General features: G+C 49.6%; 12 protein-coding genes. 10 read left to right on the top strand and 2 right to left on the bottom strand.

From position 1 onward, the window contains the following. Positions 1-269: 269 nt before the first annotated feature. The 4 genes from sigI (at position 270) to NST47_RS34620 (ending at position 5,584) form a co-directional block, all read left to right on the top strand. Positions 270-1,070: an RNA polymerase sigma factor SigI gene (gene sigI / locus NST47_RS34635; protein ID WP_341159183.1), complete on the top strand. Its 801-nt coding sequence runs from the start codon at positions 270-272 to the stop codon at positions 1,068-1,070. A gap of 1 nt (position 1,071) precedes the next feature. Continuing rightward, on the top strand, positions 1,072-2,745 hold the full coding sequence (locus tag NST47_RS34630) for an anti-sigma-I factor RsgI family protein (protein ID WP_341159182.1): 1,674 nt from the start codon (positions 1,072-1,074) through the stop codon (positions 2,743-2,745). 150 nt (positions 2,746-2,895) lie between these two features. Continuing rightward, on the top strand, positions 2,896-3,915 hold the full coding sequence (locus NST47_RS34625) for an aldo/keto reductase (protein WP_341159181.1): 1,020 nt from the start codon (positions 2,896-2,898) through the stop codon (positions 3,913-3,915). 16 nt (positions 3,916-3,931) lie between these two features. Continuing rightward, complete coding sequence (locus NST47_RS34620) at positions 3,932-5,584, top strand: leucyl aminopeptidase (RefSeq protein ID WP_341159180.1); 1,653 nt, start codon at positions 3,932-3,934, stop codon at positions 5,582-5,584. A gap of 27 nt (positions 5,585-5,611) precedes the next feature. Here the strand turns inward: NST47_RS34620 and NST47_RS34615 are convergent, their stop codons facing one another. Further along, positions 5,612-6,193, bottom strand: coding sequence for a hypothetical protein (locus tag NST47_RS34615; RefSeq protein ID WP_341159179.1), 582 nt, complete (start codon positions 6,191-6,193; stop codon positions 5,612-5,614). Between the two features lie 173 nt (positions 6,194-6,366). Between NST47_RS34615 and NST47_RS34610 the strand changes: the two genes are divergently transcribed. Beyond that, entirely contained in the window at positions 6,367-7,353 is a 987-nt protein-coding gene (locus NST47_RS34610) for a Gfo/Idh/MocA family protein (RefSeq protein ID WP_341159178.1), read from the top strand. Between the two features lie 62 nt (positions 7,354-7,415). Then, on the top strand, positions 7,416-7,937 hold the full coding sequence (locus NST47_RS34605) for a Crp/Fnr family transcriptional regulator (RefSeq protein WP_341159177.1): 522 nt from the start codon (positions 7,416-7,418) through the stop codon (positions 7,935-7,937). Here NST47_RS34605 and hmpA read toward each other — a convergent pair. Beyond that, entirely contained in the window at positions 7,904-9,109 is a 1,206-nt protein-coding gene (gene hmpA, locus NST47_RS34600; protein WP_341159176.1) for an NO-inducible flavohemoprotein, read from the bottom strand. The genes NST47_RS34605 and hmpA overlap by 34 nt on opposite strands. 390 nt (positions 9,110-9,499) lie before the next feature. On the opposite strand from hmpA, the gene NST47_RS34595 reads away from it, so the two are divergent. Genes NST47_RS34595 through NST47_RS34580 form a run of 4 tightly spaced genes read left to right on the top strand, consistent with a single transcriptional unit; the run spans position 9,500 to position 14,117 of the window. Continuing rightward, positions 9,500-10,420, top strand: a complete 921-nt coding sequence (locus NST47_RS34595; RefSeq protein WP_341159175.1) for an ABC transporter permease — start codon at positions 9,500-9,502, stop codon at positions 10,418-10,420. Between the two features lie 19 nt (positions 10,421-10,439). Next, on the top strand, positions 10,440-11,324 hold the full coding sequence (locus NST47_RS34590) for a carbohydrate ABC transporter permease (protein ID WP_076229726.1): 885 nt from the start codon (positions 10,440-10,442) through the stop codon (positions 11,322-11,324). Positions 11,325-11,354: 30 nt separating this feature from the next. Then, positions 11,355-12,965, top strand: a complete 1,611-nt coding sequence (locus tag NST47_RS34585) for an extracellular solute-binding protein (protein ID WP_341159174.1) — start codon at positions 11,355-11,357, stop codon at positions 12,963-12,965. A gap of 51 nt (positions 12,966-13,016) precedes the next feature. Beyond that, positions 13,017-14,117, top strand: coding sequence for a sialidase family protein (locus tag NST47_RS34580; protein ID WP_341159173.1), 1,101 nt, complete (start codon positions 13,017-13,019; stop codon positions 14,115-14,117). Positions 14,118-14,142: the final 25 nt, after the last annotated feature.

Below are 14,142 nucleotides of genomic sequence, written 5' to 3'. Positions count from 1 at the left end.
ATCAAGCTTTCTTAGGAGGCGTATGCTTAGTCCTCGGGGACATTCCCTATCGGAAGAAGTTTGGAAGGGTCAAGCACAACATATTGGCACAAACCAACGTCTCTATTAGGGGACGTTTATTTGTTTGCACGAAAACCAGGGATGATTATAGTAGGAAAATGTATAGGATCAGGCATTAAATAGCTGTAATATTTTGTGAAATAAGTCCTATCCCGACCCCCCTAACCTACGTCCTAATAACGAAATTATATAGTGTGAGGTGGAAAAGATTGCTGCTCGTTTTATTTAAGAAATTTCTTGGAAAACGTCAATCTCCCCACCCGGATTCTGCGGAACCACAACCGCCTGAACAATTGGTGATTCGAATTCAAGAGGGTGATTTACGGCTTCGCAACCAGTTTATTACGGACTATCAACCGTATGTTGCCAAGGTAACAAGCCGTTTTTGCAAGCGTTATGTAGATCCTGCAAGAGATGATGAGTTCAGTATCGCTTTAGGTGCCTTTAATGAGGCGATCAATCAGTTTTCAACCGAGTCCGGACGTTCGTTTCTCGGATTTTCCGAGCAGGTCATTCGTCGGCGCCTGATCGATTATGTGCGTAAGGAGCAGCGATTTTCACAGCAGCTGCCCTATAGTACGTTTGATGTGGAGGATGAAGAGGATAACATCATCAACCCCGTTGAAATCCATCAGGCGATGGAGCAGTATGAAAAACAAAAAGGCATGGAGGAGCGGGGCAGCGAAATTATGGATTTGAATCGGTGTTTGGCTGATTTTGGTGTTCAGTTTTCGGATTTGGTTGATGCCTCTCCGAAGCATGATGATTCCAGACAAACTTTGTTTGCCATTGGCAAGCAGCTGTCGGAAAACGCTGAATTTATGGGGGCCATGCTCTCCAAGCGTGTACTGCCTATCAAGGAGTTAATGGGCGTCGTCACCGTCTCGCGCAAAACACTGGAACGAAATCGTAAGTTCATTATTGCTGTAGCCTTAATTTATAACGGGCCTTATCCATACCTCCGTGATTATTTGCATATCAAAGAGGAATCCAACAAAGGGGGAGAGTAGCATGAATAAAGGCATCGTCATGGAGCTGACGGACAAATACATTATTGTGATGCGTGAAGACGGCAGATTCGATAAAATCTCGCGTCAACGGCATTCCTGCCAACTGGGTGAAGAAATTATCTATGCTGACACCAGACTCAAATGGGCAAGTCCGTCTATAGCCGGCCGCTCAGCAGTAGTAGCGGCAGTTGTATTTTGCCTGGTAGTTATGGCTAGCTTCGCAGGCAAAATTGGCAGCTCCGAGGTCGTTGCTTATGTATCGCTCGACATCAATCCCTCTATAGAAATGGGCATCGATGAAAAGGAACAGGTGCTCGAGCTTCGCGGCTTAAATAATGATGGGACGGAACTGATTGAAGCGATGAATTATAAGGGGTTGACGCTCGAAACCGTTACAGCCTCGCTTTTGAATAAAGCTGAAGAGAAATCGCTAGCCAAGGGTGAAGGGGATATTGTAATCGCAAGCACGGTCGTTCTTGAGAAAAGCAACGTGGATGACACGAAAATCGCTGAAAAACTGCGTCAGCAGGTAACCGACCACATCAAGCAAACCCATCCTGAGCAAGTCAATGCTTATCAGGTAGAAGCGTTTGCAGCACCTCAGGAGGTTCGTGAAGAAGCGAACAAGAGTGGGGTTTCCATGGGGAAATACTCGGTTTATTTGAATGCCAAAAATAATGGGGTAGCAGTGACAGTCGATGACTTGAAGAAGGAATCGATTCATCAGATCGTTAAGGATAATGCGAAGGATAATGCAGATAAACAGTCTGCAGTTATTCAGCCTAACAAGGTTCCAACCAAGGAATCGATGAAGAAGCTGGTCGAAGAAGAGAAGTCGGGAGAATTGGACAAGAAGCTGGACGATAAAAAGAAAGAACAGCTCGCCAAAAATAACGACAAAAACAACGACAAAAACAACGAAAAAAATAATAATAATACGAGCAAAAATGATCCCAAGAAGTCTGGCAATTCGAATGCCAACGGTATAGGCAGTAGTGGGAACAGCATCAATAACGGCAGTAACAACAACAATAACAACAGTAGTAACAATAATAATAAAAACAACAATGCGAATTCGAATTCAAACAACACGAAGGATAAAAACGACGATAAAAACGACGATCGCAAGGATGACAAAAAACCGTCAATGCCTACGATCAAACCGAACATACCCGCGGCAATGACCGGTGGAGCCAAGCCAGCAGGGACAAATTCAGGTGCAGCCCGTCCGGGTGACAACAGCAGCAAGTCCGATCCGAAAAAGGACGATGACAAGAAAAAAGATGACGATAAGGCCGATGATGACAAAAAGAACGATGATAAAAAGAACGATGATAAAAAAAATGATGACAAGAAAAAAGATGATGATGTAAAAAAGTCCGATGATCTTCAAAAGGCAGACGAGAAAAAAAGGCTGGCCGAAGAGGATCGCAAGCGTGAGGAAGCCAAGCGTCTGGCGGATCAGAAAAAGCGTGAGGATGACCTCAAGAAGCAGGAAGACAAGAAGAAAGAACAGGACAAGAGAACGAACGATGACGATAAGAAGACAGACGGTACCAAAAAATCGGATGATAGCAAGAAAGATAGCGATAACAAGAAAGATAGTGACAGCAAGAAGGACTCGGACTCCACGAAAAAGGATGATTACAAGCGGGACGATTCCACTAAAAGATAAGGTAGTATAGGGGGGAGAACCTCTATATGGTATAGGAGAGCAGCTTGTGCGGGAGACCGTATAGGCTGTTTTTTTAAGGTCTGTTGTTCTATAATATCAAGGAGATCAAATGGGAGAATTATAGGGAGAGAGCTGAGGAGGAATAGAGTAATGAGATACAGTACATTCGGACAAACGGGGTTCAAGGTGTCTGCATTAGGTTTCGGAGCGATGAATTTGCCAGGAGTTTCATTGGAGCAGGCAAGGGAAACCCTTAATTATGCGCTTGATCATGGGATTAATTATATCGATACAGCCGCGGGCTACCGCAATAGCGAGGAAATTATCGGGGAAAGTATTTCGCATCGCCGCGATGAATATTTTTTGGCAACGAAAACGAATAAAAGAAGCTATGCCGAGGCCAAGGAAGAAATCGAGCGGAGCCTTGTCAGATTGAAGACCGATGTGATTGACCTGCTCCAAATTCATTATGTGAATTATGTAAGTGAATATAAGGCAGCGATGCAAAATGAAGGCGCTTATGAGGCGGCCTTGGAGATGCAGGCCAAAGGCAAGGTACGCCACATCGGAATTACAGGTCATCGTCCCGAGCTGCTGGCCAAGTGGATCAGCAAAGGGCAGTTTGCCCAGGTCTTGTTTCATTTAAATCTGGCACAGCCTTTTTCTCTTGACGAGCTGATTCCAATGGCTACAAAGATGGGCATGGGCAAAGTTGCGATGAAGCCATTATCCGGTGGATTTATTCAACCTGTTGAAAAGGCGCTGCGGTATCCATACAGTCAAAATGTGGATGTCATTATATCAGGTATGATCAGTGTGGATGAGGTGAAGCAGAATCTCGCGGCTTTTGAGCTTGAGGTTGGAGATGCCGAGCGTAATGAATTGGAAAATCTGGCCACAGAGCTGGGCAGCCATAACTGCCGCCGCTGCAACTATTGCTCCTGTCCGATTGGCGTAACGATTCCTGATATTATGATATCCAGTCAGATTCGTAACACATTTGGCTTGCTGCCTAAGGGCGATGGATTTTATGAACGTCAGAAGGGGAATATTATGTCCTGTGCCGATTACGAGCCCTGTAAGGAGCGGCCTCTGTGCGAGGAAAAATGTCCTTACCATCTTCCGATGCGTAAGGTTGTCATGGAGTCTGCCTCTTACTTTGGAGCCTAAGCTATTCGTGTGGTGAATGATTAATTATGGGAACCTTTGGAGGCTATCGCTTATGGATGTGCAGCAATTGTTAAAGAATGAGCTGGAAACGCATATACATATGGTCGTACAGGATGCAATTGAAGATGCTGCTCTGCTGATACCTGATACCGTCACGGAAGCCGATGCGCTGGTGCTGCTGCTGACGCCGGCGGAGCTGGACGACGCGGCGTGGAGCTTGAGGCTGCCTGCATCACTGGCAGCCGAGGTTCAGGGATTGCGCGAACGTGGGCTGTTCGCGGCTGGTCTTGGCCAGACGGAGGTCATACCGACGCTTGGCCTGCTCTCCTGCCGCTCGCTGGTGCTGAGCGGCCTTGGCGCCGCGGCTGGCGGCGCTGACGCCTGGCGTGACGCCGGCGTATACGCGGTCCGCGCAGCGCTGGGCCGCGGGCTTGAGCGGCTCGCGGTGGCGCTGCCGCGTGAAGCAGCGAGCGCCGGCGATGCGGGCGCCAACGCGGCTGTAAACCTGCGCAAGCGTGTGCACGCGCTGGCGGAAGGGCTCTTGCTCGGCGGCTACCGCATGCCGAGCTATGCCGCTGCGACTGCGCAGCCGCCCCGGACCGCGCTTCGCGAGGTCGCCCTGATCATCGATCAGGCGACACTCGCGGCGGCGGGCTGCGGCAGCGCAGTCGAGACGTTTGCGCAGCCGCTGGCAGCTGCGCGGGCTTTCGCGATCGCGACGCAATATGCGCGCGATCTGACCAACCTGCCCGGCAATGTGCTTGTGCCGGATACACTGGCCCAGGAGGCTGCACGGCTGGCCTCCCATTATGGCATGTCCTGCACGGTGCTGGACGAAGCCCAAATCGTTGAGCACGGCATGGGCGGCCTTCATGCCGTGGGCAAGGGCAGTGCGAATCCGCCGCGAATGATTGCCATTCGTTACGAGGGTTCCGATGCTTCAAGTGAAGTGATTGGATTGGTAGGCAAGGGGATTACCTTTGACACCGGAGGCATTTCGCTGAAGAAGCCGGACGGTATGGAGGAAATGATCAGTGATATGGGCGGTGCCGCTGTGCTGCTTGGGCTGCTGCATGTAATCGGCCGATTAAAGCCGAAGCTGAATCTGCAAATTGTGATACCTTCTGCAGAGAATATGCCTTCAAGCAGCGCTTTTAAACCGGGTGATGTGATTAAGATGATGAGCGGGCATACCGTGGAAATATTAAATACCGATGCGGAAGGACGTGTCGTGTTAGGGGATGGTGTTCATTACGCGCTGCAGCTTGGGGCGAAGCGGATTGTGGATATCGCGACCTTGACAGGAGCCGTGCTGGTTAGCTTCGCGGATGTGGCAACTGGCGCGATAGCGAACAATGAGGAGCTGCAGCAGGAAATTTTGAACGCAGCCAAGCAAGCCGGAGAAAAGGTATGGCCATTCCCCAACTATCCGGAATACCATGACATGCTCAAAAGCGATGTGGCAGACATCAAAAATGCTGCCTCGCGCGATAGATGGGCGGGCAGCATAACAGGTGGACTGTTTATTGGATTTTTTGCCGGTAATGTTCCTTGGCTGCATCTGGACACGGGCGGCACAGCCTGGCTGTGGAACGAGCGCGGGACGGAACCCAAGGGAGGTACCGGCGCGATGGTACGCACACTGGCACATTGGCTGTGCAAGTCTTAATTGTAGCCTTCAAGCAAGCAGAGCGGCTTAAGCGGAAAGGCTGTTGCTTTTGCTGCTGCTTTTGCTTGCAACCAAAGGTGTGGCTGAAGCCATCATCAGCAGCGCAATTGCTTCGAGATCTTTCATTTGAATGATAAAGCGGTTCACTTCCTGGGTGGTATAAGAAAGATTCACCATCCGTTGTGATAATTGGGCAAGATCGATACCGAACCAGCCGGTGCGGCGAGGATGTGCAGACAGATCGAACGAGAGTACCGGTATCGATGCTGCGTCTTCAGCTGCAGGCAGCACATCAATAGGCTCAGCATGCAGTTCATTTAAATCGATATACAGCTTTCGGCAGTGCCAGCGAACAAAGCCAGGCTGAAAAGAAATAACGAGCAGAGGGTCCTCCTCATTGGCAACCTTGTATACCTGAATACCCTTTTCACTCTTGGTTCGTTGAACATATTGGTTCTGTCTGATATCGGGCAGTACCATCACAATGAGAATCGGAATCGCACTTGCTGCATATATGAAAAGCTCGGATTCAAATAACAGGGCCAAACCAAGAAGAGCGACGAATAATAAAATAGATCCAACCAAACTCCATTTTTGCTTTTTTGACATGGAACCAGCAATCCCCCAGATGAAATATAGAGTGATAAATCGACATACTATTTCTATTTTACCATAAGACAGGCGACAAGTTAAATAGTAGTTTCTTCATAGCTGCTTTTTAACATAGCTGCTGCCGTTATGTTCCACATTATGATCTTATATCAGAGTTCGGGGGTGCCCAGATGAAAAAAAGAATAGGTTTAATCGGTTTAGGCGATATTGCCCAAAAAGTATATTTGCCGCTATTAGCTGCTCATGAGCAGGTCGAGCTTATAGGCGTCACCAGCCGTACGGAAGCTACGGTGAACCGGATTGCCGATCAGTACCGGATTAGTGGGCGGTTTTATGCATTGGAGACACTGCTGGAGGCCAGACCGGATGCCGTATTTATACATAGCCCGACGGAAACCCATTATGAACTGGTAATGACTTGTTTGCAAAAAGGAATAGCCGTTTATGTCGATAAGCCGCTCTCCTACGAGCTGCATGAGTCGGAGGCCATGGCGTCCTACGCCCAGGAGCAGGGCGTATTGCTCGCGGTAGGCTTTAACCGCAGGTTTGCACCGATGTATATGAAAGCACGTACGTGGCTTGAAGAGGCCGGGGGCTTTGAGCTATCTGTGGTCCAAAAGCAGCGAACCAAGCTTCAGGCGCACAGTGCCAGGCATACGTTGTATGACGATTTGATTCATATGCTTGACCTGCTGCTCTGGCTCGGTGGAGATCACGCAGAGATCGGGCATTATTACGAGCGTGTGGATGAGGCAGGCAAGCTGCTGGTTGGAGCGGGGGGTTTGCTGTTTGCCAATGCGCAAGCAGCCAAACTAACAGAAGAACAAGCTGTACAAGCCCATTCAGGTTTGGATCGCCTTGGCCAGTTCAGTATGGTGCGCCGCGCAGGGGCCGATCTGGAAAAGCTGGAACTGCATGGGGCTTATCGTTCTGCCGAGGTGCTCAATATGGAATCGCTCATCCTTTCAGAACGCTCTCATGAGCCGCAGCATATCGGCTTCGGAAGCTGGGATACGATTCTGCATCGCCGGGGCTTTGCCGGAGTCGTTCAGCATTTTCTCAGCAGCCTGGAACAACCGGGGGATTGTTCGATTCGCGCCGATCAGGTGCTGCCTGTACATCGACTGGTGGAACGGCTGACACAAGCTTTGGTCTGATTTATGATTATACATGTATATGGTATGAAGGCCATTGGCAAAGTTGGATTCAGGAGGCTGTTATGATTATACATAAAGGCGAGACCTTATTTCGTCAAGGCGAATCGGGTCCGCTGTATCATCTGAAAAGCGGGATATTGAAAATCGTTCGTGTTCATGAGGACGGGAATTCGATTCTGCTTAATATTATCGTACCCGATGAAATGATTCCGCATCATTCTCTGATCAGCCCTAATCCTTATCATGGAACGGCGGTCGCACTGTCCTCCTGTGAGGTTGATGTACTTCCGGCAGCGGACTGGTACCGGGAGTTGGAGCGCAATCCGGAGCAATTTCGTCATATAGCCATTCAGCTGCAAAATAAATTGCGAATGATGCAGCAGCGTATTGACCAGCTTACCGAGGCTGCACCTGCCGAGAAGCTCAGCAAGCTGCAGCGCTGGTTTCAGCTGTATATCGGTTCGGATGCCATCACGGATGTGCTGACCCAAGACGAAATCGGTCAGTTTCTCGGCATCCGCCGCGAAACCGTGAATCGACTGCTGAGAGCTCACAAAACATCGGCAGGGCCAAAAAACTCATAATGAATAGCGGTATCGGGTACATCCCACTCCTTGAGCATGCCATTGATTGCTCTCATAAATGGTGTGGGGCCACAGAAGTAGAAGCTGGCATCCTTCGACGGGACTACGCTCTTAAGCCAAGGCAAATCCAGGTAACCTTTTTTATGATAGGTAGCAGAGTCGCCGAGCGGCGCGGCATAACACCAGTAGGCTGATAGCTGGGCGTGATTGCTGACAAGCTTTTCCACATGCTCACGCATGGCATGCATCTGCTCATTGTGCGCAGCATGAATGAACGTTACCTGCCGGTCGGGCTCCGTTACAGCCAGTGTGTTCAGCATGCTGACTATCGGGGTCAGCCCTACGCCGCCACTGATGAGTACGACTGGCTTGGTGTCTCCCGATTCCAGAATAAAATCACCTGCCGGTGCGGACAGCCACAGCACACTGCCTTCCTCAATATGTTTGTGCAGGTAATTGGAGATTTTCCCCGCTGGGCGTTCCTCAAGCGCTTCCTCCCTTTTGACCGAAATCCGATAGTAAGGCTTGCCTGGCGCATCCGAAAGACTGTATTGGCGTATATGCGTATACGGTTCGCCAGGAATAGTAATTTTTACACTGACGTATTGTCCAGGCACAAAATCAGCTATAGGCTGACCATTCACCGGCATCAAATAAAACGAAGTAATGACCTCGCTCTCCCGCACTTTACGCTCTACGCGAAAAGCTTTGAAATCGCTCCAGCCTCCTGACTGCTCCGCCGCCTGGACCTCCAAATCCCTTTCAATCCCTATGAATGCATTCGCTATCACCCCATAGGCTTCACTCCAGGCTTCAATAATCTCGTCAGTTGCCGCATCACCCAGCACGGTTTTGATAGCGCCCAGCAAATGCTGGCCGACAATTGGATAATGCCCGGGCTGAACACCGAGACTGCGGTGCTTCTGGGCAATTTGCCTGACGACGGGCAGGATTGCTTCCAACCGGTCGATATGAAGCGCCGCGGCATAGACGGCATTCGCCAAAGCGGCCTGCTGCTTACCCTGTTGTTGATTGGCATGATTAAACATATTCAGAAGCTCAGGATGCGCGCTGAACAGCGACTTGTAAAAGGTTGTAGTAATTTCAGTCCCATATACTTCCAGAACCGGTGCAGTAGATTTGATAATGGAAATCGTTTGTTGACTTAACATATCGGTTGTCCTCCTTGTGAGTGATGGTTATGGGCTAAGTATACATACTGCGAAAGTGCAGACTTGTGATTTGAACCACATCAAAAAGCAACGATTTGTGGACAAACCTTGTTTTGAAAATGGAAGCAAAAGGGTCATGTAAGTAAAATCCGATGCATGACAAGAAACTCTGCGGCCCAATCAGCCCCTTTACGGCATCATTGTAAAAAATCACCCTGCCCAGGTCAACAGAGTCCGATATACAGCACACGCGGATACGCCTTAAGCTTAAAGCCAGGAGAGGTGAAAGGAGGTAAGAGGCTGACTATGAGACGGAACTCATGTTAATGAGACTCGTCCAATAGCCGCGAACAAACGAATCGATGAATGGATGAAGAGAGGGGGAGGACCATGGCGGCAACAGGCAATAAGCCATCCATTAAAATCATCAAACGGAACTGGGACTTATACCTGCTGATTTTACCGGTAGTGATTTATTATGCAGTGTTTGAATATTTGCCGATGTATGGGGTACAGATCGCTTTTAAGGATTTTATCGCAGTCAACGGAATCTGGGGCAGCCCATGGGTAGGACTGAAGCATTTCGAACGCTTTTTCCAGGGCTATTATTTCGAAAGGCTGCTGTTGAATACGCTTTTACTGAGCGTTTATTACCTGCTGATCAGCTTCCCGCTGTCTGTCCTGCTGGCGCTCTTGATGAATGAGCTGCGGCTGGCGGCATTTAAGAAAACCGTCCAGCTCGTCACCTATGCTCCCCATTTTATTTCGACGGTGGTGCTGGTCGGGATGCTGTCGATCTTTCTCGCACCGAAGAGCGGCCTTGTCAATCAGCTGATTGCCTGGTCGGGGGGAACACCGATTGATTTTCTGGCGGAGGCCGGATGGTTTAAAAGCTTGTATGTATTTTCCGGGGTATGGCAAAATACAGGCTGGAACTCGATCATCTTCATAGCTACCTTAGCTGGTATCGACCCACAGCAGCACGAGTCGGCTATGCTGGACGGAGCAAGCAAGCTGCAGCGCATTTGGCATATTAATATTCCCGCGCTGCTGCCGACGATGGCAATCCTGTTTATTTTGCAGTGCGGACAAATTATGGCGGTAGGCTTTGAAAAAGTATTTTTAATGCAAAATACTGCTAACATCAGCGCATCCGATGTGATCTCCACGTATGTGTACCGTTCGGGCGTGCTCGGGGCGCAGTACAGCTTTTCGGCTGCCGTCGGTTTGTTTAATTCAATCATTAATCTGATTCTGCTGTTTGGCGTCAACCGGATATCCAAAAAGCTGACCCAGACGAGCCTGTGGTGAGAAGGGAGGGGAAGCTATTATGGCCAAGCTGGCCCAAACCAAAGGCGACACCCTGTTCGATATCGTCAATTTGATCGTTCTGAGCGCCGTAACCTGCATCGTCCTGTACCCCCTGCTGTTCGTGGTCGGTGCTTCATTCAGCAGCCCGGCGGCTGTGATCGAAGGGAGAGTCTGGCTGCTGCCCCAGGGATGGAACGTGCAATCCTATATCCGCGTGTTTCAGGACCGCGGCATTATGGAGGGGTATTTAAATACGTTTATGTATACGGCTGTAGGCACTACGTTAAATATTGTATTGACGATATGCGCGGCTTATCCGTTGTCCCGCAAGGATTTTGCCGGTGGTTACACACTGACGCTGCTGTTTGCCTTCACGATGTTTTTCAGCGGAGGGATTATACCGACCTATTTACTGGTCAAGGATCTGGGTCTTATCAATTCATTTTGGGCCGTTATATTGCCAAATGCGGTATCGATGTGGAACATTGTCATTATGCGAACTTTTTTTCAAAACATCCCGATAGAGCTGCAGGAATCGGCGCAAATCGACGGCTGCTCGAACACACGGACGTTGTTCAGTATCATACTGCCGCTGTCGTTACCGGTGATCGCGGTCATGGTGTTATTTTATGGAGTCAGTCACTGGAATGCATTTTTTAATGCGCTTATGTATGTATCCGATGTTCATAAATATCCACTGCAGCTGATTATTCGGCAAATTCTGCTGCAAAATCAGATGGGTGACATGGTCAGCGCTTCAGAAACCTCGACGGATCAAATTTTGCTTGTCGAAGGGATTAAATATGCGGTCATTGTCGTCTCCAGCTTGCCGGTGCTGCTACTGTATCCGTTCTTGCAGCGTTATTTTGTAAAAGGTGTTATGATCGGCGCTATTAAGGGCTAACGGGTTGGAAATCAGAGAGGATGGGTTAGAATGAAACCAACAAAAAGAAGGTTCTCTTCGCTGGGTACGGTGCTTTGTGCAAGTCTGGTTCTACTGGCCGCCTGCACGAATGGGCAGGATACTCAGCCTGCTGCCAAGGCTCCGGTGAAGGAGGGCGACAGTACGTTGAACACGTCAGGGCTGCCGATTGTCAAAGCGCCATTGACCTTGAATATGCTGGCTGGACAATCTCCGCTGCACGGGGAATGGAAGGATAAGCTGCTGTGGAAGGAAGCCGAGAAACGGACCGGGATTCATATCGAATGGACACTGGTGCCGCAGGCTAATCTGGAGGAGAAAAAGAATTTGCTGCTCGCGAGCGGTGAAATCCCCGACGCCTTTTACGGGGGCGGCATCACGTCACAGGATATGATTTCGTATGGACAACAGGGTGTATTCCTGCCGTTAAATGATCTGATCGACAAGTATGCGCCCAATTTCAAAAAAATAACGCAGCAGTACCCCGAGGTGCTGAAGGGAATTACTTCACCTGACGGCAAAATTTATGCGCTGCCCAAAATGTCGACCAATCCCACGCACAGACTCAACAACAAGCTGTTTTTGAATCAGAAGTGGCTGGATGAAGGCTCTTTGAAAATGCCTGGGACCCCGGATGAGCTGTACCAGGTGCTTAAAGCATTCAAAGCAAAGGATGCGGCGCGGGTTCCGCTCGGCGGTACAGATATCGGTGGAATTATCCGCACGCTGACAGGAGCATGGGGGCTGCAAAACCGCGGCTCATCCAATTCTTATCTGGATTACAACGAAAAAACGAATGAGCTGCGCTTTTTTCCGACGGACCCGAACTATAAGGAAGTATTGGAGTATGTGCGCAAGCTGTATGCGGAGGGCTTGCTGGATTCGGAGATTTTCACGAATACCGTTCCAATTCTGACCGCCAAAATCAATAAAGGAATCATCGGTGGCTTTCCATCGATTAATACGGTACCTGCAGGTCAAAAACGGACGGATTATGCAGGTCTGCCACAAGCTTTAAAGGGGCCATATGGGGATCAGCTGTGGTCGGGAATGACATCGGTTCTTCAAAATCAGGGTGCTTTTGTCATTACCAAGAAAGATAAAAATCCGGAAGCAACCATGCGTTGGGCCGATTATTTCATTGATGGTGAAGGCGCTGTCTTGTACTGGATGGGTGTAGAGGGTAAAACGTATGAGATGAAGGACGGCAAATACCGCTTCGTTCAGGATATTGTTAATAATCCGAATGGTCTCACGCTGGATCAGGGGATTTCCCGCGATCTGGTAGCTCCTTTCACGACTCACCCGATTGTACGTGAGGAAAGGTTCGCCTGGGATACAGGAGAAGGACTACCCGAGGTTATACAGGCGGCCCAAAATCTGCAGCCATTTGTCCCCAAGGAAATATGGCCGGCATTCCTGTACACAAAAGAAGAGAACGAGCGGATGATTGCTCTCGGCAACGATATCCACACTTATATTTTTGAAATGCAGACCCAATTCATTACAGGCAAGGCTCCCTTTACAAAGTGGGATGAATATGTAGCGACCATCAAGAAGATGGGGCTGGATGAGTACATGAAAATCAACAAAGCGGCTTATGATCGATATAAGAGCCGATAACATTTCGATTAGTTTCCATCATCTATACCTTGAAGGAGGATATCGTATACAATGATAGATAACAACGCGATTGATAACCCAATGATAGACAAGGACGTATCCTTGATTTCTTCACCGGTTAAAGCGGTGTCGAATAAGGATGAAGCTTATCAAAACAGGGCATGGCAGGGCATTCCGGGAATCGAAATGGCACCGAACGGACGACTGTGGGCTACCTTTTATAGCGGCGGCGAGGATGAGGGACCTGATAATTATGTAACGCTTGTCACCAGCATGGACGGAGGTCAAACCTGGTCGGATCTGAAAACGGTGATTGATCCTCCAGGACAGTCGAGAGCCTATGATCCCTGCCTGTGGCAGGATCCGTCCGGACGCTTGTGGTTGTTCTGGGCGCAGAGCTTCGGCTGGTTCGACGGACGCTGCGGCGTCTGGGCTTCCATCTGCAGCGACTCCACCCAGGCTGATCCGGTCTGGACCGAGCCGCGCCGCATCGCAGACGGGATAATGATGAACAAGCCTACCGTACTGAGCAGTGGTGATTGGCTGCTGCCGATTGCAGTATGGGCATGCAACGAATCGGACGTGAACCATCTGCCGGAGGAACGGTATTCGAATGTATATCGCTCAGACGATCAAGGTGAAACCTTTCACAAGTGGGGCTCGGCCGACATTCCCAATCGCCACTTCGACGAGCACATGGTCGTCGAGCGCAGGGACGGCAGCTTGTGGATGCTGGTACGCACCTTTTACGGGATTGGTGAGAGCGTGTCTGTTGACGGTGGCAGGACGTGGTCTCCCGGGAAACCGACAACGCTTGGCGGGCCCGACTCGCGATTTTTTATCCGCAGGCTGCTCTCAGGACGTCTGCTGCTGGTGAACCATTATGGATTTAAGGGCAGAAGCCACTTGACGGCGATGTTATCTGAGGATGAGGGACTGACCTGGACAGGGAATCTGCTGCTGGATGAACGTCCGCACGTCTCTTATCCAGATGGCGTTCAGGCCGAGGATGGACGCATTTATATCATTTATGATCGGGAACGCAAAGAGGCCAAAGAGATTTTGATGGCTTCTTTTACGGAAGAGGACATTGTTCAAGGGGCATGCGTGACACCGCACTCCGTATTACAGGCAATCGTTAATAAAGCCTAATAAGGATTCCCCCGAGAGGAGCGCG

The sequence above is a fragment of the Paenibacillus sp. FSL H8-0034 genome, assembly GCF_038000305.1.
Classification (GTDB): domain Bacteria; phylum Bacillota; class Bacilli; order Paenibacillales; family NBRC-103111; genus Paenibacillus_S.
The sequence above is the reverse complement of the archived record's forward strand: the minus strand, read 5'-3'. Positions and strand labels throughout refer to the sequence as shown.

Bases quoted from the DNA above. Each gene is read 5' to 3' on its own strand.
- NST47_RS34625 (WP_341159181.1), top strand. From the start codon at position 2,896: ATGAGATACAGTACATTCGGACAAACGGGGTTCAAGGTGTCTGCATTA.
- NST47_RS34595 (WP_341159175.1), top strand. From the start codon at position 9,500: ATGGCGGCAACAGGCAATAAGCCATCCATTAAAATCATCAAACGGAAC.
- NST47_RS34580 (WP_341159173.1), top strand. From the start codon at position 13,017: ATGATAGATAACAACGCGATTGATAACCCAATGATAGACAAGGACGTA.
- NST47_RS34590 (WP_076229726.1), top strand. From the start codon at position 10,440: ATGGCCAAGCTGGCCCAAACCAAAGGCGACACCCTGTTCGATATCGTC.
- NST47_RS34605 (WP_341159177.1), top strand. From the start codon at position 7,416: ATGATTATACATAAAGGCGAGACCTTATTTCGTCAAGGCGAATCGGGT.
- NST47_RS34585 (WP_341159174.1), top strand. From the start codon at position 11,355: ATGAAACCAACAAAAAGAAGGTTCTCTTCGCTGGGTACGGTGCTTTGT.
- NST47_RS34615 (WP_341159179.1), bottom strand. From the start codon at position 6,193: ATGTCAAAAAAGCAAAAATGGAGTTTGGTTGGATCTATTTTATTATTC.
- NST47_RS34630 (WP_341159182.1), top strand. From the start codon at position 1,072: ATGAATAAAGGCATCGTCATGGAGCTGACGGACAAATACATTATTGTG.
- hmpA (WP_341159176.1), bottom strand. From the start codon at position 9,109: ATGTTAAGTCAACAAACGATTTCCATTATCAAATCTACTGCACCGGTT.
- NST47_RS34610 (WP_341159178.1), top strand. From the start codon at position 6,367: ATGAAAAAAAGAATAGGTTTAATCGGTTTAGGCGATATTGCCCAAAAA.
- NST47_RS34620 (WP_341159180.1), top strand. From the start codon at position 3,932: ATGATTAATTATGGGAACCTTTGGAGGCTATCGCTTATGGATGTGCAG.